25 protein-coding genes are annotated in these 22,450 nt (G+C 70.0%); 21 read left to right on the plus strand and 4 right to left on the minus strand.

Annotated elements, in window-relative coordinates:
• Positions 1-50: 50 nt before the first annotated feature.
• Positions 51-722, minus strand: coding sequence for a response regulator transcription factor (locus tag E6U81_RS27685; RefSeq protein ID WP_136232798.1), 672 nt, complete (start codon positions 720-722; stop codon positions 51-53).
• Between the two features lie 127 nt (positions 723-849).
• Between E6U81_RS27685 and E6U81_RS27690 the strand changes: the two genes are divergently transcribed.
• A complete protein-coding gene (locus E6U81_RS27690; RefSeq protein ID WP_136232799.1) occupies positions 850-1,149 on the plus strand; it encodes a hypothetical protein in 300 nt (99 codons plus the stop codon).
• Here E6U81_RS27690 and E6U81_RS27695 read toward each other — a convergent pair.
• Complete coding sequence (locus E6U81_RS27695) at positions 1,146-2,036, minus strand: PD-(D/E)XK nuclease family protein (RefSeq protein ID WP_136232800.1); 891 nt, start codon at positions 2,034-2,036, stop codon at positions 1,146-1,148. The two genes, E6U81_RS27690 and E6U81_RS27695, sit on opposite strands and share 4 nt — an antisense overlap.
• A 156-nt stretch (positions 2,037-2,192) precedes the next feature.
• Between E6U81_RS27695 and E6U81_RS27700 the strand changes: the two genes are divergently transcribed.
• The 3 genes from E6U81_RS27700 to E6U81_RS27710 all read left to right on the plus strand — a co-directional run bounded on the left by E6U81_RS27700 (position 2,193) and on the right by E6U81_RS27710 (position 5,089).
• The gene (locus tag E6U81_RS27700; protein ID WP_240804046.1) at positions 2,193-3,392 is read left to right on the plus strand and encodes a site-2 protease family protein; all 1,200 of its coding nucleotides are present in this window, start codon (positions 2,193-2,195) and stop codon (positions 3,390-3,392) included.
• A gap of 18 nt (positions 3,393-3,410) precedes the next feature.
• Positions 3,411-4,307 carry a tRNA (adenine-N1)-methyltransferase gene (locus E6U81_RS27705; RefSeq protein WP_030833375.1) on the plus strand — a complete coding sequence of 299 codons (897 nt, stop codon included), beginning with the start codon at positions 3,411-3,413 and terminating at the stop codon, positions 4,305-4,307.
• A gap of 188 nt (positions 4,308-4,495) precedes the next feature.
• A complete protein-coding gene (locus E6U81_RS27710) occupies positions 4,496-5,089 on the plus strand; it encodes a hypothetical protein (protein ID WP_240804047.1) in 594 nt (197 codons plus the stop codon).
• A gap of 4 nt (positions 5,090-5,093) precedes the next feature.
• Here E6U81_RS27710 and E6U81_RS27715 read toward each other — a convergent pair whose 3' ends face one another.
• The gene (locus tag E6U81_RS27715) at positions 5,094-5,414 is read right to left on the minus strand and encodes a ferredoxin (protein ID WP_136232801.1); all 321 of its coding nucleotides are present in this window, start codon (positions 5,412-5,414) and stop codon (positions 5,094-5,096) included.
• Between the two features lie 264 nt (positions 5,415-5,678).
• Here E6U81_RS27715 and arc point away from each other — a divergent pair, with 264 nt between their 5' ends.
• The 6 genes from arc (at position 5,679) to prcA (ending at position 11,869) form a co-directional block, all read left to right on the plus strand.
• The gene (arc, locus tag E6U81_RS27720; RefSeq protein WP_030655926.1) at positions 5,679-7,445 is read left to right on the plus strand and encodes a proteasome ATPase; all 1,767 of its coding nucleotides are present in this window, start codon (positions 5,679-5,681) and stop codon (positions 7,443-7,445) included.
• 262 nt (positions 7,446-7,707) lie between these two features.
• The gene (dop, locus tag E6U81_RS27725; protein WP_136232802.1) at positions 7,708-9,219 is read left to right on the plus strand and encodes a depupylase/deamidase Dop; all 1,512 of its coding nucleotides are present in this window, start codon (positions 7,708-7,710) and stop codon (positions 9,217-9,219) included.
• Between the two features lie 182 nt (positions 9,220-9,401).
• Positions 9,402-9,614: a ubiquitin-like protein Pup gene (locus E6U81_RS27730; protein WP_030233608.1), complete on the plus strand. Its 213-nt coding sequence runs from the start codon at positions 9,402-9,404 to the stop codon at positions 9,612-9,614.
• Positions 9,615-9,659: 45 nt separating this feature from the next.
• A complete protein-coding gene (locus tag E6U81_RS27735; protein ID WP_346766175.1) occupies positions 9,660-10,238 on the plus strand; it encodes an endonuclease VII domain-containing protein in 579 nt (192 codons plus the stop codon).
• Positions 10,219-11,058 (plus strand): proteasome subunit beta, encoded by an 840-nt coding sequence (gene prcB, locus E6U81_RS27740; protein ID WP_136232803.1) that lies wholly within the window; start codon positions 10,219-10,221, stop codon positions 11,056-11,058. Before E6U81_RS27735 ends, prcB begins: the two co-directional genes overlap by 20 nt.
• A 46-nt stretch (positions 11,059-11,104) precedes the next feature.
• A complete protein-coding gene (gene prcA, locus E6U81_RS27745) occupies positions 11,105-11,869 on the plus strand; it encodes a proteasome subunit alpha (protein ID WP_030655938.1) in 765 nt (254 codons plus the stop codon).
• 75 nt (positions 11,870-11,944) lie between these two features.
• On the opposite strand, the gene E6U81_RS27750 is transcribed toward prcA, so the two are convergent.
• Positions 11,945-12,943 carry a LacI family DNA-binding transcriptional regulator gene (locus E6U81_RS27750; RefSeq protein WP_136232804.1) on the minus strand — a complete coding sequence of 333 codons (999 nt, stop codon included), beginning with the start codon at positions 12,941-12,943 and terminating at the stop codon, positions 11,945-11,947.
• Between the two features lie 135 nt (positions 12,944-13,078).
• Here E6U81_RS27750 and E6U81_RS27755 point away from each other — a divergent pair, with 135 nt between their 5' ends.
• The 11 genes from E6U81_RS27755 (at position 13,079) to E6U81_RS27805 (ending at position 22,444) form a co-directional block, all read left to right on the plus strand.
• Complete coding sequence (locus tag E6U81_RS27755; RefSeq protein WP_136232805.1) at positions 13,079-14,341, plus strand: MFS transporter; 1,263 nt, start codon at positions 13,079-13,081, stop codon at positions 14,339-14,341.
• Between the two features lie 140 nt (positions 14,342-14,481).
• A complete protein-coding gene (gene pafA / locus E6U81_RS27760) occupies positions 14,482-15,843 on the plus strand; it encodes a Pup--protein ligase (protein ID WP_031153848.1) in 1,362 nt (453 codons plus the stop codon).
• 126 nt (positions 15,844-15,969) lie between these two features.
• On the plus strand, positions 15,970-16,911 hold the full coding sequence (locus tag E6U81_RS27765) for an FKBP-type peptidyl-prolyl cis-trans isomerase (protein WP_136232806.1): 942 nt from the start codon (positions 15,970-15,972) through the stop codon (positions 16,909-16,911).
• A gap of 40 nt (positions 16,912-16,951) precedes the next feature.
• Positions 16,952-17,338, plus strand: a complete 387-nt coding sequence (locus tag E6U81_RS27770; protein WP_136232807.1) for an FKBP-type peptidyl-prolyl cis-trans isomerase — start codon at positions 16,952-16,954, stop codon at positions 17,336-17,338.
• Positions 17,339-17,461: 123 nt separating this feature from the next.
• A complete protein-coding gene (locus tag E6U81_RS27775) occupies positions 17,462-18,418 on the plus strand; it encodes a WYL domain-containing protein (RefSeq protein WP_136232808.1) in 957 nt (318 codons plus the stop codon).
• Positions 18,419-18,562: 144 nt separating this feature from the next.
• Complete coding sequence (locus E6U81_RS27780) at positions 18,563-19,531, plus strand: WYL domain-containing protein (protein WP_136232809.1); 969 nt, start codon at positions 18,563-18,565, stop codon at positions 19,529-19,531.
• A 14-nt stretch (positions 19,532-19,545) separates the two neighbouring features.
• Positions 19,546-19,773 (plus strand): hypothetical protein, encoded by a 228-nt coding sequence (locus tag E6U81_RS27785; protein ID WP_030025910.1) that lies wholly within the window; start codon positions 19,546-19,548, stop codon positions 19,771-19,773.
• Between the two features lie 27 nt (positions 19,774-19,800).
• A complete protein-coding gene (locus tag E6U81_RS27790; RefSeq protein ID WP_136232810.1) occupies positions 19,801-20,001 on the plus strand; it encodes a hypothetical protein in 201 nt (66 codons plus the stop codon).
• 168 nt (positions 20,002-20,169) lie between these two features.
• Positions 20,170-20,463: a Sec-independent protein translocase subunit TatA gene (gene tatA / locus E6U81_RS27795; RefSeq protein ID WP_136232811.1), complete on the plus strand. Its 294-nt coding sequence runs from the start codon at positions 20,170-20,172 to the stop codon at positions 20,461-20,463.
• Positions 20,464-20,510: 47 nt separating this feature from the next.
• The gene (gene tatC, locus E6U81_RS27800; protein ID WP_136232812.1) at positions 20,511-21,476 is read left to right on the plus strand and encodes a twin-arginine translocase subunit TatC; all 966 of its coding nucleotides are present in this window, start codon (positions 20,511-20,513) and stop codon (positions 21,474-21,476) included.
• Positions 21,477-21,556: 80 nt separating this feature from the next.
• Positions 21,557-22,444 carry a diacylglycerol kinase gene (locus tag E6U81_RS27805; RefSeq protein ID WP_136232813.1) on the plus strand — a complete coding sequence of 296 codons (888 nt, stop codon included), beginning with the start codon at positions 21,557-21,559 and terminating at the stop codon, positions 22,442-22,444.
• The last annotated feature ends 6 nt before the right edge of the window (positions 22,445-22,450 follow it).

Raw genomic sequence — 22,450 nt, forward strand, 5'->3', positions numbered from 1 at the left:
CCCGTTCCCCACAGCCACAGCCACAGCCACAGCCACAGCGTCCGCGTCCGCTACTGCGCCCCGGGGCGCACCAGACCGCTCTCGTACGCGTACACCGCCGCCTGCACCCGGTCACGCAGCCCCAGCTTCGTCAGAACGTGCCCCACGTGCGTCTTGACCGTCGTCTCGCTCACGAACAGGTCCGCCGCGATCTCCGCGTTCGACAGGCCCCGCGCCACCAGCTTCAGCACCTCCACCTCGCGCTCGGTCAGCGTCCCCAGCGTGTCCGGGACCCGCTCCTCACCCGACGGCAGGTGCCCCGCGTACTTGTCCAGCAGCCGCCGCGTGATGCTCGGCGCGAGCATCGCCTCACCCGCCGCCACCACCCGGATCGCCTGCACCAGCTCGACCGCCGGCGCGTCCTTCAGCAGGAACCCGCTCGCCCCGGCCCGCAGCGCCTCCACCACGTACTCGTCCAGATCGAACGTGGTCAGCACCAGCACCTTCGCCGGACCGTCCCGCCCCGGACCGGTGATCTGGCGCGTCGCCTCGACCCCGTCCATCCGCGGCATCCGGATGTCCATCAGCACCACGTCCGGCTGGAGCGCCCGCACCTGGTCCAGCGCCTGCAGGCCGTCCCCGGCCTCGCCGACCACCGCCAGCTCCTCCTCCGCCTCCAGGATCATCCGGAAGCCGGTGCGCAACAGTGGCTGGTCGTCGACCAGAAGAACGCGGATGGCCACGGGCGATACCTCGTATTCGTGGGACGGCTCGGACGGACACGCCCATTCTGCCCTGACCCGACGATCAAGAACTCCCGCCCCCGGGGCCGCTGCCACGGCGGACCTTCCCGGCTGACAGGCTGAGGGGGTGAAAGCCTGGAGCACCGCCACCGAGAACGAACTGCGACGCCTGATCAACGCGTGGGATCCGATCGGCGTCGCCGACGACGTGCGCGGCGAGTACGACTGCATGCTCGCCCCCCTCCTCGGACGGCTCCGCAGCGGCGCCGACCGGACGGAGATCGCCGACTTCCTGCAGCACGAACTGCAGGACCACTACGGTCTCGAATCCCCGTGCCCGCAGGCCGACGCGACCGCCGCCCGGCTGGTCGCCTGGTGGGCATCGACCGGCCCTGCCCGCGGCGCCGCCCGCACCGACACGCCCTAAGCGCCCTCCGGACTCCCGCCCGGCCTCGGCACCACCGGCAGCGGATACACCGGGGGAGTACCACCGAACTCCGGACACGACGCCCGGTGGTCGCACCACCCGCACAGCTTCGTCGGCCGCGGCCGCCACTCACCCGTCGCCGTCGCCTCCCGGATCGCCTCCCACAGCGCCAGCAGCTTGCGCTCCACCCGCTCCAGATCCGCCACCACCGGGTCGTACGTCAGCACGTCCCCACTGCCCAGATACACCAGCTGCAGCCGCCGCGGCACGACCTGCTTCAGCCGCCACACCACCAGCGCGTAGAACTTCATCTGGAACAGCGCACCCTCCGCGTACTCCGGCCGCGGCGCCTTCCCCGTCTTGTAGTCGACGATCCGCACCTCACCCGTCGGCGCCACGTCCACCCGGTCGATGATCCCGCGCAGCCGCAGCCCCGACTCCAGCTCCGTCTCCACGAAGAACTCCCGCTCCACCGGCTCCAGCCGCGTCGGGTCCTCCAGCGTGAACCAGCGCTCGACCAGCCCCTCCGCCTCCGTCAGCCACCGCGCCAGCGCCGCCCCCTCGTCACCCTCCGGGAACAGCTCCGCCAGCTCCGGCCGCGACCCCAGCAACCGGTCCCACTGCCCAGGGATCAGCTCCTTCGCCCGCGGCGCCGTCCGCTCCTGCGCGGGATGATCGAAGAGCCGCTCCAGCACCGCGTGCACCAGCGTCCCCCGCGTCGCCGCCGCACTCGGCTTCTCCGGCAGCTTGTCGATCACCCGGAACCGGTACAGCAAAGGACACTGCATGAAATCGCTCGCCCGGGAAGGAGAGAGCGAAGAGGGCGCCACAGCGCTGGGGCTGGCGGCTTCGGCCGCGCCGGGCACGGCACCGGGGCTCGTCGTCATGCACAAAACCCTACGACCCGCCACGGACAGCACGCGCATACCATCGACGCCAAGCCCCCTCGCACTGCATGATCGGAGCATCACCAGGCGCTCACACACCGCGCCGTACGCGACGAGAACCACACGTGAACCCCCAGCACCGAACGAAGGACAGACGTGGCAGACACCGACCAGACCGGCGAGCGCGATAACCGGCGCTCGGGACCGGGCGGCGGACTCCTCATGGGCCGCCCCTTCGGCGTGCCCGTCTACGTCTCACCCAGCTGGTTCCTCGTCGCCGCCCTCATCACCTGGGTCTTCGGAGACCAGCTCGACCGCGTCCTGCCGGACCTCGGACCCGTCCGCTACCTGGTCTCCCTCTTCTTCGCCGTCGCCTTCTACGCCTCCGTCCTCGTCCACGAACTCGCCCACACCGTCGCCGCCCTCCGCTTCAAACTCCCCGTCCGCCGCATCCAGCTCCAGTTCTTCGGCGGAGTCTCCGAAATCGAGAAGGAGTCCGAGACCCCCGGCCGCGAATTCGTCCTCGCCTTCGTCGGCCCCCTGCTCTCCCTCCTCCTCGCCGGCGGCTTCTACCTCGGCATGAAGGCCGTCGACCCGGCGACCGTCCCCGGCGTCCTCCTCGCCGGCCTGATGATCTCCAACCTCCTCGTCGCGGCCTTCAACCTGCTCCCCGGCCTCCCCCTCGACGGCGGCCGCATGCTCCGCGCCGTCATCTGGGGCATCACCGGCAAACCCATGGCCGGCACCGTCGCCGCCGCCTGGGTCGGCCGCGCACTCGCCGTCGCCGTCCTCCTCGGCCTGCCCCTGCTCACCCACACCGGCTTCCTCGGCAACCGCACCGAGGAGATCGGCGGCATGGACACCGTCATGGACGCCCTCCTCGCCGCCATCCTGGCCGCCATCATCTGGACCGGAGCCGGCAACAGCCTCCGCATGGCCCGACTGCGCGAACACCTCCCCGAACTACGCGCCCGCAGCCTCACCCGCCGCGCCATCCCCGTCGAGAACGCCACCCCCCTCTCCGAAGCCCTCCGCCGCGCCAACGAAGCCGGAGCCCGCGCCCTCGTCGTCGTCGACGGCCACGGAGACCCCACCGCCATCGTCCGCGAGAGCGCCATCGCCTCCGTACCCGAGCACCGCCGCCCCTGGGTCGCCGTCAGCACCCTCTCCCAGGACCTCACCGACGGCATGAAGGTTTCCGCGGAACTCACCGGCGAAGAACTCCTCGACCACCTCCGCGCCACCCCCGCCACCGAATACCTCGTCCTCGAACCCGGCGGCGCCATCTACGGCGTCCTGTCCACCCTCGACGTCGAGAAGGCCTTCGTGAAGGCCATGGCACGGCCCCAGTCCTGAAGCCAATACACTGGTCACATGTCCGAACCGACCGGTGCCGCCCGCCGACGCGGGCCCTTCAAGGTCGGGGACCAGGTTCAGCTCACCGACCCCAAGGGCCGCCACTACACCTTCACGCTCGAAGCCGGGAAGAATTTCCACACCCACAAGGGTTCCTTCCCCCACGACGAGCTGATCGGTGCCCCCGAAGGCAGTGTTGTCCGTACCACGGGGAACGTCGCGTACCTCGCGCTGCGCCCCCTGCTCCCCGACTACGTCCTGTCCATGCCCCGCGGCGCCGCCGTGGTCTACCCCAAGGACGCGGGCCAGATCCTGGCCTTCGCCGACATCTTCCCCGGCGCCCGCGTCGTGGAAGCGGGCGTGGGCTCCGGCTCCCTGAGCAGCTTCCTGCTGCGCGCCATCGGCGACCAGGGCATGCTCCACAGCTACGAGCGCCGCGCGGACTTCGCCGAGATCGCCACCGCCAACGTGGAACGCTACTTCGGCGGCCCCCACCCGGCCTGGCAGCTCACCGTCGGCGACCTTCAGGACAACCTGTCCGACACCGACGTCGACCGCGTCATCCTGGACATGCTCGCCCCGTGGGAATGCCTGGAAGCCGTCTCCAAGGCCCTCGTCCCCGGCGGCATCCTCTGCTGCTACGTGGCCACCACCACCCAGCTGTCCAAGACCGTCGAGTCCATCCGCGAGATCGGCTGCTTCGCCGAGCCGCAGCCGTGGGAGTCGATGATCCGCAACTGGCACGTGGAAGGCCTGGCCGTCCGCCCGGACCACCGCATGATCGGCCACACCGGCTTCCTCGTCACCGCCCGCCGCCTCGCCGACGGCGTCGAGCCCCCCATGCGCCGCCGCCGCCCCGCCAAGGGCGCCTACGGCGAGGACTACGAGGGCCCCGGCAGCGACCGCTCCGCGTAGGGACCCTCCACCCCCTCCGCCGACCCAACACGAAGGCGCTGTGGTGCAGTTCCCCCGACCCCGGGGGAACTGCACCACAGCGCCTTTTCGTTGTCTCCGTACCGACCTCGGACCCTGCCGTTCCACCCCCGTGTGAGGTGTGGCACGATGCTGGCTCCCCGTCACCCTTCGCACAGGAGACACCCCGCGTGCTGCACACCCCCGCCACGCTGGCAAACCCGGACACCCTGGCCCACACCCGGCCCAGGCCCCTCCACTGGCTCGCCACGGCCACCGCCATGGCCGCCGTCATAGCCGCAGCGGGATTCGTACAGCCGGCCACCGGCAGCCCGGCCGCCGCCGAGGAGCCCGTCGCCAAGGGGCCGCAGGCCGTCGCCCCCGACGCTGCCGCCGTCACCTACCCCCTCGACTGCAAGGGCGCGCCCCAGGCCGTCACCGCCACCGCCCAGGGCGACCTCGACGGCGACGGCCGCCCCGAAACCGTGGCGGCCGTCCGCTGCGACGCGGGCTCCGGCACCCCGCCGCACGCCCTCTACGTCCTCACCCAGGCGCCGGCCGAAGGCTCCCGCCCCCGCGTCGTGGCCACCCTCCTGGACACCCCGCAGCGCCAGACCGTCACGGAACTGACCGTGCGCGACCGCAGCGTCACCGCGAGCCTGCTCGGCTACTCCGGCCCCGAGGTGCCCCGCTGCTGCCCCGACAAGAAGCAGCTCGCCAAGTGGCGCTGGAGCGACGGAAAATTCCGCCAGGAGCTGACGGACTCAGCCGCCAGGAGTGTTTGAAACGTCACTCCGCGTCCGGACCGAAGACCTCCACCCCGTCCGAAACGCGCCTTACGTGGATGCAGTCACCCGGACATTCCTTCGCCGAGTCCACCACGTCCTGAAGCAGCGGCAGCGGCACCGGAGTGGTCGCCCCCACCTCCTGCAGAAGCTCGTCGTCCCCGCTCTTCACGTACGCCAGACCGTCGATGTCCAGCTCGAACACCTCGGGCGCGTACTGCGCGCAGATGCCGTCCCCGGTGCAGAGGTCCTGGTCGATCCAGACCTCAAGCGGCTCGCCGGTCCCACCGGTGCCGCCCGTCGGAGCCTCCTGCTGCACGGTCATATCTCCTGCCGTTCCCTGCGGTGAGTGATCCATCCCGGTCACAAGCCGCAGCAAGTCGCACGGGCCCTGACGGGTGTTGAACACTTCGACCTTACAACCGGCTGCTTCCCGAGTTTGATGGGTGGGTATTTCCTTGGCGTGAGGGAGTACGCAAGGGTGAAGATCGGACACACCTCTATCGTCTTTGTGATCTAGGGGTTTCAATCACCACCAGCCCAGGTAGGGTCAGGAAGCGTCCAGCTCCCCTTGGAGGAGGTGAGGACCGTGGCAGCCCACGACGACGACATCAACCGCGGCATCCGGCCCGCGCGAGGGTCCGAGGACCCCGCCGGCCAGGTTGCCTATCTCGAGCAGGAAATCGCCGTCCTGCGACGTAAGCTCGCCGACTCTCCGCGACACACGAGGATTCTCGAAGAGCGGATCGTCGAGCTCCAGACAAATCTGGCCGGCGTCTCCGCACAGAACGAACGACTGGCGAATACCCTCCGTGAGGCCCGCGACCAGATCGTGGCCCTCAAGGAAGAAGTCGACCGGCTCGCACAGCCGCCGGCAGGCTTCGGTGTCTTCCTGCAGGCCAACGAGGACGGCACCGTCGACATCTTCACCGGAGGCCGAAAGCTCCGCGTGAACGTCAGCCCCAGCGTCGACCCGGAAGACCTCCGGCGCGGCCAGGAGGTCATGCTCAACGAGGCCCTCAACGTGGTCGAGGCCATGGAATTCGAGCGGGCCGGGGACATCGTCACCCTCAAGGAGATCCTCGAGGACGGCGAGCGCGCCCTGGTCGTCGGGCACACCGACGAGGAACGGGTGGTGAGGCTCGCCGAGCCGCTCCTGGACATCACCATCCGTCCCGGCGACGCCCTCCTGCTCGAACCCCGCTCCGGCTACGTCTACGAGGTCGTCCCCAAGAGCGAGGTCGAGGACCTGGTCCTCGAAGAGGTCCCCGACATCGACTACGACAAGATCGGCGGCCTGGGCGACCAGATCGAGCTGATCCGCGACGCGGTCGAGCTCCCGTACCTCTACCCCGACCTGTTCAAGGAACACGAACTGCGGCCCCCGAAGGGCATCCTGCTCTACGGCCCGCCCGGCTGCGGCAAGACGCTCATCGCCAAGGCCGTCGCCAACTCCCTTGCCAAGAAGGTCGCCGAAGTGACCGGACAGGCCCAGGGGAAGTCGTACTTCCTGAACATCAAGGGCCCCGAGCTCCTCAACAAGTACGTCGGCGAGACCGAGCGGCACATCCGCCTGGTCTTCCAGCGGGCCCGCGAGAAGGCCAGCGAGGGCACCCCCGTCATCGTCTTCTTCGACGAGATGGAATCCCTCTTCCGCACCCGCGGATCCGGAGTCAGCTCCGACGTCGAGAACACCATCGTCCCCCAGCTCCTCGCCGAGATCGACGGCGTGGAGGGCCTGGAGAACGTCATCGTCATCGGCGCCTCCAACCGCGAGGACATGATCGACCCGGCCATCCTGCGCCCCGGCCGCCTCGACGTGAAGATCAAGATCGAGCGTCCGGACGCCGAGGCCGCGAAGGACATCTTCGCGAAGTACCTCAAGGCCTCGCTGCCCCTGCACACGGACGACCTGTCCGAGCACCAGGGCTCCACGGCCGGCACCGTCCACAGCATGATCCAGACCGTCGTCGAGCAGATGTACGCCGAAACCGAGGAGAACCGCTTCCTCGAGGTCACGTACGCCAACGGCGACAAGGAAGTCCTCTACTTCAAGGACTTCAACTCGGGCGCGATGATCCAGAACATCGTGGACCGTGCGAAGAAGATGGCCATCAAGGCCTTCCTCGAACACAACCAGAAGGGCCTCCGGGTCTCCCACCTCCTCCAGGCGTGCGTGGACGAGTTCAAGGAGAACGAGGACCTGCCCAACACCACCAACCCGGACGACTGGGCCCGAATCTCCGGCAAGAAGGGCGAGCGGATCGTATTCATCCGCACGCTCGTCACCGGAAAGCAAGGCGCGGACACCGGACGCTCCATCGACACGGTGGCGAACACCGGTCAGTACCTCTGAAGCGGAGCGGCTGCGGATGCCCTCCCCGGGCATCCGCAGCCGACTGCTTTACCCGACCGCTTTACCGGCCGTATTCCAGCCGGTGACAGGGCAGATTCAATGACGGAAATGATCTCCCCACGAGCGCGCAGTGGTTCTAGGCTCTTCCGTACCGCCGGTCGCGCAGTGCGGGGACGGGCACCGCACAGTCACACGCACCGGAGCACCAGCGGTACTTGAGCGCCGCCCCCGAAGGGGGGCGCCGCCGGGCAAGGAGGGCCGCATGACCGTACGGCGAGTAATGGGGATCGAGACGGAGTACGGGATCTCCGTCCCCGGTCACCCGAACGCCAATGCCATGCTCACCTCGTCCCAGATCGTCAACGCCTACGCGGCGGCGATGCACCGGGCGCGACGCGCCCGCTGGGACTTCGAGGAGGAGAACCCGCTGCGGGACGCCCGCGGCTTCGACCTCGCCCGCGAGGCCGCCGACAGCAGCCAGCTGACCGACGAGGACATCGGCCTCGCCAACGTCATCCTGACGAACGGCGCACGGCTCTACGTCGACCACGCACACCCCGAGTACAGCTCCCCGGAGATCACCAACCCGCTCGACGCCGTGCTCTGGGACAAGGCCGGCGAGCGGATCATGGCCGAGGCCGCCGTACGGGCCGCCCAGCTGCCCGGTGCCCAGCCGATCCACCTCTACAAGAACAACACCGACAACAAGGGCGCCTCCTACGGCACGCACGAGAACTACCTGATGAAGCGGGAGACCCCCTTCTCGGAGATCGTGCGCCACCTGACCCCCTTCTTCGTCTCGCGACAGGTCGTGACCGGAGCGGGACGCGTGGGCATCGGGCAGGACGGCCGCGAGCACGGCTTCCAGATCAGCCAGCGCGCGGACTACTTCGAGGTCGAGGTCGGCCTGGAGACCACCCTCAAGCGGCCCATCATCAACACCCGGGACGAGCCGCACTCCGACGCCGAGAAGTACCGCCGGCTCCACGTGATCATCGGCGACGCGAACCTCTCGGAGATCTCCACCTACCTCAAGCTCGGCACCACGGCGCTCGTCCTGTCCATGATCGAGGACGGGTTCATCGGCGTCGACCTGGCCGTCGACCAGCCCGTACGCACCCTCCACCACGTCTCCCACGACCCCTCGCTGAAGTACCTCATCACGCTGCGCAGCGGCCGGACACTGTCCGCCGTACAGCTCCAGATGGAGTACTTCGAGCTGGCCAGGAAGTACGTGGACGAGCGTTTCGGCGCGGACGCGGACGAGCAGACCAAGGATGTGCTGGCCCGCTGGGAGGACGTGCTGGGCCGGCTGGAGAGCAACCCCATGAGCCTGTCGGGGGAGCTGGACTGGATCGCCAAGCGGGAGATCCTCGAGGGCTACCGGCGCCGCGACGGTCTCGACTGGGACGCGGCGCGGCTGCACCTGGTGGACCTCCAGTACTCGGACGTACGGCCCGAGAAGGGCCTCTACAACCGTCTGGTGGCCCGCGGAAAGATGAAGCGGCTGGTGGAGGAGTCCGCGGTGGAGCGGGCCCAGAGCAAGCCTCCGGAGGACACCCGGGCGTACTTCCGCGGCCGCTGCCTGGAGCAGTACGCGGACGACGTGGCGGCGGCCTCCTGGGACTCGGTGATCTTCGACCTCCCGGGCCGGGACTCGCTCCAGCGGGTCCCGACGCTGGAACCCCTGCGGGGGACCCGCAACCACGTCAAGGAGCTCCTGGACCGCTGCCGCACGGCGGAGGACCTGGTCCGGGTGCTTTCGGGGCAGTGAAGGGGCCTCGGCGGGCCTGAAATGCGATCGGTCCGGGAATCATGAGAAGAACCGGACTGTGAAAGTACGGGGACGAATGTCGGACCCTCCCTATAGGGTCCGACGTAGGGTCTGATCTTGAGAGATCCCGAATCCCGGGGTCTCTCGACATGAGCGTGCGAACCGAGCGGGGTGAGGTAGACATGGCGACCAAGGACACCGGCGGCGGACAGCAGAAGGCGACGCGCTCGACCGAGGAGGTCGAGGAGGCCGCGGTCGAAGAATCGACCGACCTCAAGGAGCGCCAGGAAAAGCTCTCCGACGACGTCGACTCCGTACTTGACGAAATCGATGATGTGCTCGAAGAGAACGCTGAGGATTTTGTTCGAAGCTTCGTTCAAAAGGGTGGCGAGTAGAGACCTCTGCCTTCGAAATGAAGGTGGCCCTGGTGGGCTAGGGCCATGTCGACCGAATCGAAGCTGTGCCGTGGGTGTGGCCAGCAGCAACCGCTCAGTGCGTTCGCCGCGAACCGCTCCACCAAGGACGGCCTGCAGGCCCGGTGCCGATCATGCGTCGCCGCCTATGGGGCAGAGCACTACCGGCGCCGGCAGGCCGCCAAGGGCAAGGCGGTCTGGGTCCGGGCGGAAGTGCCACCGGGTTGGAAGCAATGCCGTTCCTGCGGGGAGGTCAAGCCCCACAGTGAGTGGCACAAGAACGCAACCGCACCTGATGGGCTCGCCACCTGTTGCAAGCCGTGCAAGCCGTGCAAGGCGGCGCGCGGCAGGGCGGGCCATCTCAAGCGCGCTTACGGCATGAGCGAGGATCAGCGCGACGAGATGATCGCTGCTCAGAATGGGGTCTGCGTGATCTGCCAAGAAGGGCTGGCCGAGCATGTGGATCACGATCATCAGACGGGTAAGGTCCGAGGCGTACTGTGCTTCAGCTGTAACGCAGCCCTGGGGCAGTCAAGGATCGGCCGGACGTCATACGGCGTGCAGCCGCTTACGTGGAAGGAAACCTGTGGAACCCAACACTCGTAGCACAGGGCGTCTACCGGCAGCCTTCCTGACGCCGGGGTCCTCGTCCTTCATGGACTTCCTGGGCGCGCACTCGCCCGAGATGCTGCCCGGCAACCGCAAGCTGCCGGAGGGTGTCATCGAGGCGCCGCACGGGACGACCATCGTGGCCGCCACCTTCCCCGGCGGGGTCGTGCTCGCCGGTGACCGACGGGCGACCATGGGGAACATGATCGCGCAGCGGGACATCGAGAAGGTGTTCCCGGCCGACGAGTACTCCGCGGTCGGCATCGCCGGTACGGCCGGCCTGGCCGTGGAGATGGTCAAGCTGTTCCAGCTGGAGCTGGAGCACTTCGAGAAGGTGGAGGGGGCGACCCTCTCCCTGGAGGGCAAGGCCAACCGGCTCTCCACCATGATCCGGAGCAACCTCGGCATGGCGATGCAGGGCCTGGCCGTGGTGCCCCTCTTCGCCGGCTACGACGAGGGCAAGGAGAAGGGCCGGATCTTCTCCTACGACGTCACCGGCGGCCGCTCCGAGGAGCACGGCTACGCGGCGACCGGTTCCGGTTCGATCTTCGCGCGGGGCTCCATGAAGAAGCTCTACCGCCCGGATCTGACCGAGGAGCAGGCCACCACGCTGGTGGTGCAGGCGCTGTACGACGCCGCCGACGACGACTCGGCGACCGGCGGGCCGGACCTGTACCGCCACATCTACCCGATCGTCACCGTCATCACGGACGAGGGGTTCCGAAGGCTGACCGACGAGGAGTCGCAGGAACTCGCCCGTTCGGTCACCAACCGCAGGCTGGAGCAGCCCGACGGCCCGCGCGCCGCCCTGCTCTGACCATCCGTCGCTTCGTAGGAGCCCAGAAGAAAGGGACGGAAAGCCGGTGTCGACTCCGTTCTATGTGTCACCCCAGCAGGCCATGGCCGACCGGGCGGAATACGCCCGGAAGGGCATCGCCCGCGGTCGCAGCCTTGTCGTGCTGCAGTACGCCGACGGCATCGTGTTCGTCGGCGAGAACCCGTCCCGCGCGCTGCACAAGTTCAGCGAGATCTACGACCGGATCGGCTTCGCGGCCGCCGGCAAGTACAACGAGTACGAGAACCTGCGGATCGGCGGTGTGCGGTACGCGGATCTTCGCGGATACACCTACGACCGTGACGATGTGACGGCCCGTGGGCTGGCCAACGTGTACGCGCAGACGCTCGGCACGATCTTCTCCTCGGCCGGTGAGAAGCCGTACGAGGTGGAGCTGGTGGTGGCCGAGGTCGGTGCGACGGCCGCCGGCGACCAGATCTACCGGCTGCCGCACGACGGTTCGATCGTGGACGAGCACGGCTCGGTCGCGGTCGGCGGCAACGCCGAGCAGATCAGCACCTACCTGGACCAGCGCCACCAGGACGGTATGACCCTGTCGGAGGCGCTGAAGCTGGCGGTGGCGGCGCTGTCCAGCCAGGCCAACGGTGCCGACAAGGCGATTCCGGCCGAGCGGCTGGAGGTGGCGGTGCTGGACCGGACCAGGTCGCAGCAGCGCAAGTTCAAGCGGATCCGGGGCCGGCAGCTGTCGCGGCTGCTGGAGGCGGACGTGCCGGCCGCGGCGCAGGCGGACGCGGTGTCGAACGACGAGGCTCCGGAGGACGACGCGGAGTAGCGGGCAGGACCAGGATCGGGTGCGTGGCCCCGGTCGCCCCTCGCGGGGTGGCCGGGGCTTCGCCGTGTCCGCAGGTCAGTCGGTGGGGGCCGGGCCCGTGGAGTCGCGGACGACGAGGGTGACGGGGATGTCGGGGGCGGTCCAGGGGGTGCCTTCGAGGACGGCGAGGAGGGCGGTCATGCCCTGTTCGCCGACGCGTTCGGCGGGGAGGTGGACCGTGGTGAGCTCGGGTTCGACGGCGGTGGCGAGGGCGAGGTCGTCGAAGCCGGTGACGGAGAGGTCCTCGGGGACGCGCAGGCCGAGGCGGCGGGCGGCCTTGCAGGCGCCGGCGGCGAGGATGTCGTCGTCGCAGACGATGGCGGTGGGCCTGCCCAGGGGGGCCGCGAGGGCGGCCTCCATGGCTGTACGGGCGTCGTCGGCGGTGAGGCGGGACCGTACGGTGCGCAGCTCGGTCCCGGGGCCCAGGAGGGTCGTGAGGGCCTCGGCGCGGGTGGTGAAGGTCCAGGTGTCGACGGCGGAGGCGAGGTGGAGGAAGCGCCGGTGGCCGAGGGCGAGGAGGTGCTCGGTGACCTGGCGCATGCCGTCGGCCATGGCGAGGTTGACGTGGGCGGCGGAGCCCGTGGCGCGGGGGTCGCTGTCGAGCATGACGAGGGGGAGGGTGTCGCCGCCGATGGCGTGGAGGGCGTGGGCGGCCATGGAGGAGGCGATGACGCCGTCGAGGGCGGCGCGGGCGGAGGCGAAGGGGTCGCGGGCGGGGCCGGTGCCGTCGGGGGAGGGGTAGAGGACGACGCCGAAGCCGTGTTCGGCGGCGACGCGGGCGGCGCCGGTGTAGACGCGGGCGAAGAACTCGTTGGTGAGGGCGGGGACGACGAGGAGGGCGGTGCGGGTGGAGCCGAGGCGGAGGTTGCGGGCGGCGAGGTTGGGGCGGTAGCCGAGCCGGGTGGCGGTCTCGCGGACGAGGGCGGCGGTGCGTTCGGAGACGCGGCCGGGCCATTTGTCGCCGAGGACGAGGGAGACGGTGGCCTGGGAGACCCCGGCGGCGGTGGCCACGTCCCGGCTGGTGGGTCTCGTCACACGGGGCTCCTGCAGTGCGAGGTCAGAGGTGGTTGCGCGGTCCGTGGGGTGGACCCGTGGACTGTGGCCATGGTACGTATGACGAGTCAAGTTATACGTATTACCCCGGCTGGAGCCGGGCAGAAGGGGGCCGTCATGGCCGCGGGATACGCGGAGCTGCTGCGGACCCGGCACGCCGCGAGGCTGCTGGTGGGCACGCTGGTCGGCAGGCTGCCGAACGCCACGGCGCCGATCGCGATCGTGCTGTTCACGCGCGCGGAGGGCGGCAGCTACAGCCTGGCGGGGGCGCTGGCCGCCGTGTACGGGCTGGCGAACGCGGTGGGCCAGCCGCTGCTGGGACGGGCCGTGGACCTGTTCGGGCAGCCGCGGGTGCAGCTGCCGGCGGCGCTGCTGTCCGCGCTCGGCATGCTGTGGCTGGCGCTCGCGGGCACCGGGTCGGTGGCCGTGGCGTACGCCGCCGTGGTGGTCGGCGGGCTCTTCACGCCGCCGCTGGAGGGCGGACTGCGGGCCCTGTGGCCGGGCGTGCTGGGGGGCCGCGAGGAGAAGGTGCACGCGGCGTACGCGATGGACGCGGTGGCTCAGGAGGTCATGTTCACCGTCGGTCCGCTGCTGGTGACGCTGTTCGTGGCGGTGTGGTCGCCGGCCGGGGCGCTGCTGGCGCTGAACGCGATCGGGGTGCTGGGTGCGCTGTCGGTGGTGGTCAGTGAGCCGTCGCGGACGTGGCGCTCGGAGCCGCGGGAGGCCCACTGGCTGGGTGCTCTGCGGTCGCGGGGGCTGCTGGCGCTGCTGGGCGCGTTCTTCTTCGTGGGCATGGCGCTGGGTTCGATCACGGTGGCCGGTGTGGCCTACGCGGACGACAACGGGGGCCAGGCCGTGTACGGCTGGCTGATGGCGGCGCTGGGGCTGGGTGCGCTGATCGGCGGCGTGTTCTACGGGGCGCGCCAGTGGGCGGGTGCGCCCGAGCGGCGGCTGCGGCTGCTGGTGGCGCTGCTCGCGGTCGGCTACCTGCCGCTGCTGCTGATCCCGGGGCCGGTGGCGATGACGGCGCTGGCGGCGCTGTCGGGGGTGTTCCTGGCGCCGTCGTTGGCGTGCGCGTTCATCGTGGTGGACCGGCACGCGCCGGCGGGCACGGTGACGGAGGCCTTCTCGTGGCTGGTGACGTTCTTCGGTGTGGGCGCGGCGATCGGTACGGCGGCCGCGGGGCCGGCGGTGGAGCTGGGCGGCACCGCGTGGGGCTTCGGCGTGGCGTGTGCCGCGGGCGGTGCGGCGCTGCTGGTTCTGATGGTGACTCAGGGGGTGCTGTCAACTGCGGGCCACAGCCGTGCGGTGGCGGGCTCGGTGCGGGGAGTGCCCGACGGAGCCGGTGAAATGGCCCCGCAGGCCCGGTCGGCGCAGTGACGGGCGGGCGCGTCGGTGCGGCGCGCCCGTGGCTCTCACCGGTCGTCCGCCCGGTGTTCGGCGGCCTCCTCGGGGGAACTGATCGAAACGGCGGCACCGAACCCGGTTTCAGAAGAGGGCAGAAGGCGTAATGTTCAGTCATGGACCGCCGCATTTTCGGGCTGGAGAACGAGTACGGCGTCACGTGCACGTTCAGGGGACAGCGCCGACTGTCTCCTGACGAAGTGGCGCGCTACCTCTTCCGCCGTGTCGTGTCATGGGGCCGCAGCAGCAATGTCTTCCTGCGGAACGGCGCCCGCCTGTACCTCGACGTGGGTTCGCATCCGGAATATGCAACTCCCGAATGTGACAACGTGACCGAGTTGGTCACGCACGACAAAGCAGGCGAGCGCATTCTCGAAGGACTGCTCGTCGACGCCGAACGCCGCCTGCACGAGGAGGGAATCGCGGGCGACGTCTATCTCTTCAAGAACAACACCGACTCGGCGGGCAACTCGTACGGCTGCCACGAGAACTACCTGGTGGCCCGGCACGGGGAATTCTCGCGCCTGGCGGACATTCTCATCCCGTTCCTCGTCACGCGTCAGCTGATCTGCGGCGCCGGCAAGGTGCTGCAGACCCCTCGGGGCGCGGTCTACTGCGTGAGCCAGCGGGCCGAGCACATCTGGGAGGGTGTCAGCTCCGCGACGACGCGTTCGCGGCCGATCATCAACACGCGCGACGAGCCGCACGCGGACGCGGAGCGGTACCGCCGCCTCCACGTGATCGTGGGCGACTCGAACATGTCCGAGACGACCATGCTGCTGAAGGTCGGGGCGACCGACCTGGTGCTGCGCATGATCGAGGCGGGCACGGTGATGCGGGACCTGACCCTGGAGAACCCGATCCGGGCGATCCGCGAGGTCAGCCACGACATCACGGGTCAGCGCAAGGTGCGCCTGGCGAGCGGCCGGGAGGCCTCCGCGCTGGAGATCCAGCGGGAGTACTACGACAAGGCCGTGGACTTCGCCGAGCGCCGGGGCATCCGTACCGGCGTGGTGGACCAGGTGCTGGAGCTGTGGGGCCGCACGCTGGACGCGATCGACGCCGAGGACCTGGACCGGATCGGCACCGAGATCGACTGGGTGATGAAGTACCAGCTGATCGAGCGGTACCGGGGCAAGCACAACATGACCATGTCGAATCCGCGGGTGGCTCAGATAGACCTCGCCTACCACGACATCCACCGCCGGCGCGGGCTGTACTACCTGCTGGAGCGCAAGGGGCAGGCGGCGCGGATCTGCAACGACCTCAAGATCTTCGAGGGCAAGTCGGTGCCTCCGCAGACGACGAGGGCGCGGCTGCGCGGCGACTTCATCCGCCGGGCGCAGGAGCAGCGGCGGGACTTCACGGTCGACTGGGTGCACCTGAAGCTCAATGACCAGGCGCAGCGCACGGTGCTGTGCAAGGACCCGTTCCGGTCGGTCGACGACCGTGTGGAGAAGCTGATCGCCGGCATGTAGGCAGTCTGCGGGCAGCGGGTGTGACGTCCCACTTCTCACCAGGGCCCCGTACGTTTCTCGTACGGGGCCCTGTGCACGGCTTAGAGTGGCGGGCGACCGCCTTGCCGTCTGAGATCTGAGGAACCCGTGCGCCGACTTGCCGGCCTGCTTGTCGTACCCCTTCTGCTGCTGTCGACAGCGGCGTGTGGCGACGACAGCGGCTCCGACTCCGCCCAGATGAAGAACGGGGCGCCCGCGATCACGAAGGGCGCTGAGTTCGGGGAGACTCCCACCCTGTCGAAGGGGAAGGGCGAGCCGCCCAAGGAGCTGAAGGTGGTGACCGTCAAGGAGGGCACCGGGCCGGCGCTGAAGAAGGGCGACATCGCCCAGGTCAACTACTACGGCCAGGTGTGGGACGGCACCGAGCCGTTCGACCAGAGCTTCGGCAAGGGCCAGCCGTTCGACGTGACGATCGGCGCGGGCGCCGTCATCAAGGGCTGGGACCAGGGCCTGGAGGGCCAGAAGGTCGGCAGCCGTGTCGAGCTGGTGATCCCGCCGGACCTGGGTTACGGGGAGCAGGGCTCGCCCCCGAAGATCAAGGGCAACGCCACGCTGGTGTTCGTCGTGGACATCGTCAAGGGCGCCACGGTCCCGGCCTCGGCCACGGGCAAGGAAGTCGCCCAGGACAACAAGGACCTGCCGAAGGTCGGTACGAACACGGACGGCAAGGAAGTCTCCGTGGCCGTCCCGAAGGACGTCACGCCGCCGGCGAAGCTGGTCTCCAACTACGTCCTCGAGGGCGACGGTCCGGCCGTGACGGACAAGAACAGTGTCGTCGTCAAGTTCCACGGCAAGACGTGGAAGGACGACAAGACGTTCGAAAGCACCTACACCTCGGGCCAGTCGGTGACGTGGCCGCTGGAGCAGCTGCAGGTGAAGGGTCTCAAGGACGGCATCGTCGGCAAGAAGGTCGGCAGCCGCATCCTGCTGGTCATCCCGCCGGACATGGGCTTCGGCGACAAGGAGCAGGGGACGATCCCGGCGAACTCGACGCTGGTCTTCAGCCTCGACATCCTCGCGGTGATGTAAGACTGTCCCGGTTGTCCCATCAGTTTTGAGGAGCAGTTCCGTGAGCAGCAAGCCTGAGAAGCTCGAGAAGCCCGAGATCGACTTCCCGGAGGGCCCGGTCCCCACCGACCTCGTCATCGAGGACATCTGGGAGGGTGACGGCGCCGAGGCCAAGGCCGGCTCGCGCGTCTCCGTCCACTACGTCGGCGTGGCGTTCTCCACCGGCGAGGAGTTCGACGCCTCCTGGAACCGCGGCTCCGCGCTGCAGTTCCAGCTCGGTGTCGGCCAGGTCATCGCGGGCTGGGACAAGGGCGTCCAGGGCATGAAGGTCGGCGGCCGCCGCAAGCTGACGATTCCCGCCCACCTCGCCTACGGTGACCGTGGCGCGGGCGGTGCGATCGCCCCGGGCGAGACGCTGATCTTCGTCTGCGACCTGATGGCCGCCTGATACCGGGCCGCCGACAGCGTGAGGGCCCCCGCCGTGAGGCGGGGGCCCTCGCTTTTGTCCGGGACCGCCGGGACGGTACGGTCAACGGTCACGAGTGTGTCGAGGAACGGGGGATGGGCGTCGATGGCGATTGCCAAGGCCGAGCGTCTGATGAATCTGGCGCTGTGTCTGCTGGGGACCCGCCGGCCGCTGAGCAAGCGCGAGCTGCGCGGTTCCATCGAGGCCTACATGGAAGCCGGCAACGACGAGTCCTTCAACCGCATGTTCGAGCGGGACAAGGACGACCTGCGTGAACTCGGTCTGGTGATCGAGACGGTGGAGAACCTGGAGGGGGAGACGGGCTATCTGGCCCGCCGGGACAGCAACCGGCTGCCCCCGGTCTCCCTGGACGCCGAGGAGGCCGCGGCCCTGGGGCTGGCGGCCAAGGTCTGGCAACAGGCCCGCCTCGCGGGAGCCGCCAGCGGCGCCCTGCAGAAGCTGCGGGCGGGCGGGATGCCGGAGGCGGACAACCCGTACGAGGGCCAGCACAGTGCCATCGAGCCGCGCATCCCGGTCCACGAGGCGGCCTTCGAGCCGCTGATGCTGGCCTGCCGGGACCGCCGGCCGGTGGTCTTCGACTACCGCAAGTCCACCGCGGCCCGGCCCGAGACCCGTCAGGTGGAGCCCTGGGCGCTGGAGTGCTGGCGCGGCCACTGGTACCTGGCCGGCTACGACCGTGACCGCGGGGCGGAGCGGGTGTTCCGGCTGTCGCGGATCACCGGGAAGGTCCGCTCGCGCGCGGCGAAGTACACCGCGGAGGTACCGGACGTGGTGACGGTGCGGGAGACCGTGGCGAGCTGGGCCGGGGAGAGCGCGGACCGCTCGGCGCTGATCCGGCTGCGGGCCGGGGCGGGCTACCCGCTGCGGGCCAAGGCCACGGCGGTGCGCGAGGGCACGGACGGCTGGGACGAGCTGGAGATCCCCTACGGGCACGGGCTCGACGCCTGGCTGGTGGAGTTCGGCCCCGACGTCGTCGTGGTCGGACCCGCCGATCTGCGGTCGGACGTGGTGGACCGGCTGCGGGCCGTCGCCGGCGCCTGACACGCTGTCCGGGTACCGCCCGCCGTCCGGGTACCGCCCGGCGTCCGGGTACCGCCCGCGGTGCGGGGCCGGGGCCGGTCCGCCCGCCGCACCATTCGAAACCGCGACATCCACAGACGTGCCCTGAGGGGGAGACGTACCAGCATGGCTGCCAACGCCATCGACCAGACCCGCCGGATGCTGTCCCTGGTGACGTACCTGCGCGAGCGCCCGGGGGCGCACGTCGCCGACGTCGCGCGTGCCTTCGGCATCACCGAGGACGAGCTGATCTCGGACCTCGACGTGCTGCCCATGTGCGGGACCAGCTTCCGGGGCGGGGACCTGCTCGACATCGACACCGACGGGGAGCGCATCTGGTGGCGCAATCCCGACGCCTCGGGGGAGTCCACCGCCGAGCCGCTGCGGCTGGCCGCCGACGAGGCGACCGCGCTGCTGGTCGCCGCGCGCGCCGTGGCGACGCTGCCGGGGCTGCGCGAGAGCGACCGCGACGCCCTGCTGCGGGCGACCGCCAAGCTGGAGGCGGCCGCGGGCGAGGCGGCCGGGGCCAGCTCCCGGCTGTCGGTGACCTTCGAGTCCGAGGGCGGGGTCTTCGCCGACGTCGACCGGGCCATCGCGGAACGCCGGCGGCTGTGGCTGCGCTACTACTCGCCGGCCCGTGACGAGCTCACCGAGCGCGAGGTCGACCCGATCCGGCTCTTCGCGGTGGGGCACACCTACATGGAGGGCTGGTGCCACCTCTCCGAGGCCCGGCGCACCTTCCGTCTCGACCGGGTGGCCGAGATCCGGCTGCTGGACGAGCGGGCCGAGCCGCCCGCCATCGAGCCTCGCGACCTGTCCGAGGGCCTCGTCCAGCCGTCCGCCGAGGACCCGGAGGTCGTGGTCGAGGTCGGGCCGGGCGGGCGCTGGGTCGCCGAGTACTACCCGCACGACAGCGCCGAGGAGCTCGCGGACGGTGGCCTGCGCATCACGCTGCGCAGCCCGGACCCGGCCTCGCTGCGGAGGCTCGCGCTGCGGCTGGGCCGCGAGGGGCGGATCGTGGCGCCCGCCGAGCTGGCGGACAGTGCGCGCAGCGCCGCCCGGGAGGCACTCGCGGGGTACGGGGAACAGGCCTGAGGGGAACGCGGTCGATGTCGCCAACGTCCGGGCCGGTCGCCTTCAAGGCCTCCTGTCCCGAGTGCCGCGCCCGCTTCGAGCTGGACGCGGGCGCCCTGCGGCTGGCCATCGGCGGCAGCCGCAGGGCCACCTTCTACTCCTTCACGTGTCCTGAGTGCGGCGCCGCCGTCCGCAAACCTGCCGGCGACCGCATCGTGGAACTGCTGACCGGTGGCGGCGTGAGCACCCTGCGCAGCATCTGAGGCGGCCGGTGGCCTAGGCTCGGCCCCATGCTGTGGCCGATGTTCGCAATTGCCCTGGGCTTCCTCGGAGTCGCCGTGCTCGCCGCGGCGGCTGTGCGCGTGTACGCGGAGGTGCGCAGGCTCTCCGCCGAGGTCGCGCTGGCCAGCCGCCGGATCACCGCCGCATCGGCCGATCTGGAGCGGGAGGCGGCGGGGCTGGCGCGGGCGGGCGGCGACGTGCGTCCGTAGTGAACGCGACAGCCGTGTGACCGGGGGGTTGACAACCGGCCAGGACGCAAGACGGGGTACGCCGGGGGATTGCCGGGCGTTAACCCCCTGGGGTTACGATCCTCGGTAGAGACAGTCCCAGGCGCCCGTGCCGGTGTGCTGTGAACCTCGGAGAAAAGGAAGATACCTATGTTCGGCAACCTCAGGGGTTGGGAAATCTTCGTCATTCTCGGAGTCATCATCCTGCTGTTCGGCGCCAAGAAGCTCCCCGACATGGCCCGCTCCCTCGGCAAGTCGGCCCGCATTCTCAAGAGCGAGGCCAAGGCCATGAAGAAGGACGGCGAGTCCGACGACGCGGCCGCGGCTCCGGCCGCCGACCCGTCGGCGCAGGCCCCGGTCGCCCCGCGCACCATCCAGGCCGCGCCCGGTGACGTCACCAGCTCCCGGCCGGTCAGCGAGCCGAACCGCACCGCCCAGGGCTGACGAACGCCCGTCACGCCAGTCATCTGCAACGAGACAAGGGACGTGGGTTGCTCAAGTCTGCCCGCAAGCAGGGGAAACAAGAACGACAGGCAAAGGACGCCGAAGGGCGCATGCCTCTCGTCGAGCACCTGCGCGAACTGCGTAACCGCCTGCTGAAGTCGGTCCTGGCGATCCTCGTCATCACGATCATCGCGGCCTTCTTCTACCGGGACATCATCAACTTCCTGCTGAAGCCGATGCTGGACTCCGTCGGCTGCACGAACGGTGTGGTGACCCAGCGCAACGGGCGCCCCTGCGCCGACATGACCGTGAACGGTCTGATCTCGGCGTTCTCGATCGCCCTGAAGGTCTCGCTGATGGCCGGCGTGGTGCTCTCCGCACCGGTGTGGCTCTACCAGCTGTGGGCGTTCGCCGCGCCCGGGCTGCACAGCCACGAGAAGAAGTACGCGCGGAGCTTCGTCGCGGTCGGCGCGCCCCTGTTCATGGCCGGCGCCGTGCTCGCGTACAAGATCCTCCCGCAGACCGCGATGATCATGCTCGAGTTCACGCCCGACCACGCGCGCAACCTGCTGCCGGTCGACGACTACCTCGACCTGGTCACCCGCATGGTGATCGTCTTTGGTCTGGCCTTCGAGCTGCCGCTGCTGCTCATCCTGCTGAACTTCACCGGCGTCCTCACCGGCAAGCGCCTGGCGGGCTGGTGGCGGGGCATGGTCCTCGGCATCACGGTCTTCGCCGCCTTCGCGACGCCCACCGGTGACCCGCCGACGATGCTCGCGCTGGCCCTGCCCATCGTGGCCCTCTACTTCGCGGCCGTCGGGCTCTGCCTCCTCAACGACCGCCGCCGCCGGCGCAACGACCCCGACGCCGGGCTGAGCGACGACGAGGCCTCGGAGCTCGACCTGACCCCGGCCCCCATAGGCGAGATCGAATCGGCGCCGGCCCCCACCGCCCTGCCCGGGCAGGCCGACGGCGGTCGCCAGCGGATCAACGGGTACGACGACGCCACCTGACGCGCGGGCCCCGGGCCCGCCCGGGCGGTGCAGCCGGGGGTGACCGAGGCCCTGGAAGGGGCTCGGGTACATTCCCGGGGGTGAGCTACGAGGTCACCCTCTTCGTCAATCCCACCGCGGGACGCGGCCGGGGCGCGCACGCCGCGCAGCCGGCCGCTTCCGCTCTGCGGGCGGCCGGTTTCTCCGTACGGACCCTGGTGGGCGCCGATGCCCCGGACGCGCTGGCCCGGCTGACGGCCGCCGTGCGCGAGGGCACCGGCGCCGTGGTAGCGGTCGGCGGGGACGGCATGGTCTCCCTGGCGCTCCAGGCGCTCGCGGGCACCCCGGTGCCGCTCGGGGTCGTCGCGGTGGGCACCGGCAACGACTTCGCACGCGCGATGGGCCTGCCCGTACGGGAGCCCGCGCAGGCCGGCCGGATGGCCGCCGAGGCGCTCAAGGAGGGCCGGATCCGCGAGACCGACCTCGGGCGCGTGGGAGCCACCTGGTACGGGACCGTGCTGTGCTCCGGCTTCGACTCGAAGGTCAACGACCGCGGCAACCGGATGCGGCTGCCGGCGGGCCGTTTCAAGTACGACCTGGCGATGATCGCGGAACTGGCCGCCTTCCGGCCCTTCCCCTACCGCATCACCCTCGACGACGGCCCGGTGATCGAGACCGAGGCCACGCTGGTCGCCGTCGGCAACGGCTCCTCCTACGGCGGCGGCATGCGCATCTGCCCGGGCGCCGTGGCCGACGACGGACTCTTCGACGTCACCGTCGTCGGCGACTGCAGCCGGGCCACCCTGCTGAAGGTGTTCCCGCAGGTCTACCGGGGCGGACACCTCTCCCATCCGAAGGTGAGCGTCCACCGCGCGCGGAAGATCACCCTGGAGGCGCCCGGCCTGACCGCCTACGCGGACGGGGAGCCGCTGGGGGCCCTTCCCGTGACCGCCGAGTGCGTACCCGGAGCGGTCCGCCTCCTCACATAAATGATC

Origin of the sequence: Streptomyces sp. A0592 (assembly GCF_004795115.1) — a bacterium.
GTDB classification, from domain to species: Bacteria; Actinomycetota; Actinomycetes; order Streptomycetales; family Streptomycetaceae; genus Streptomyces; species Streptomyces erythrochromogenes.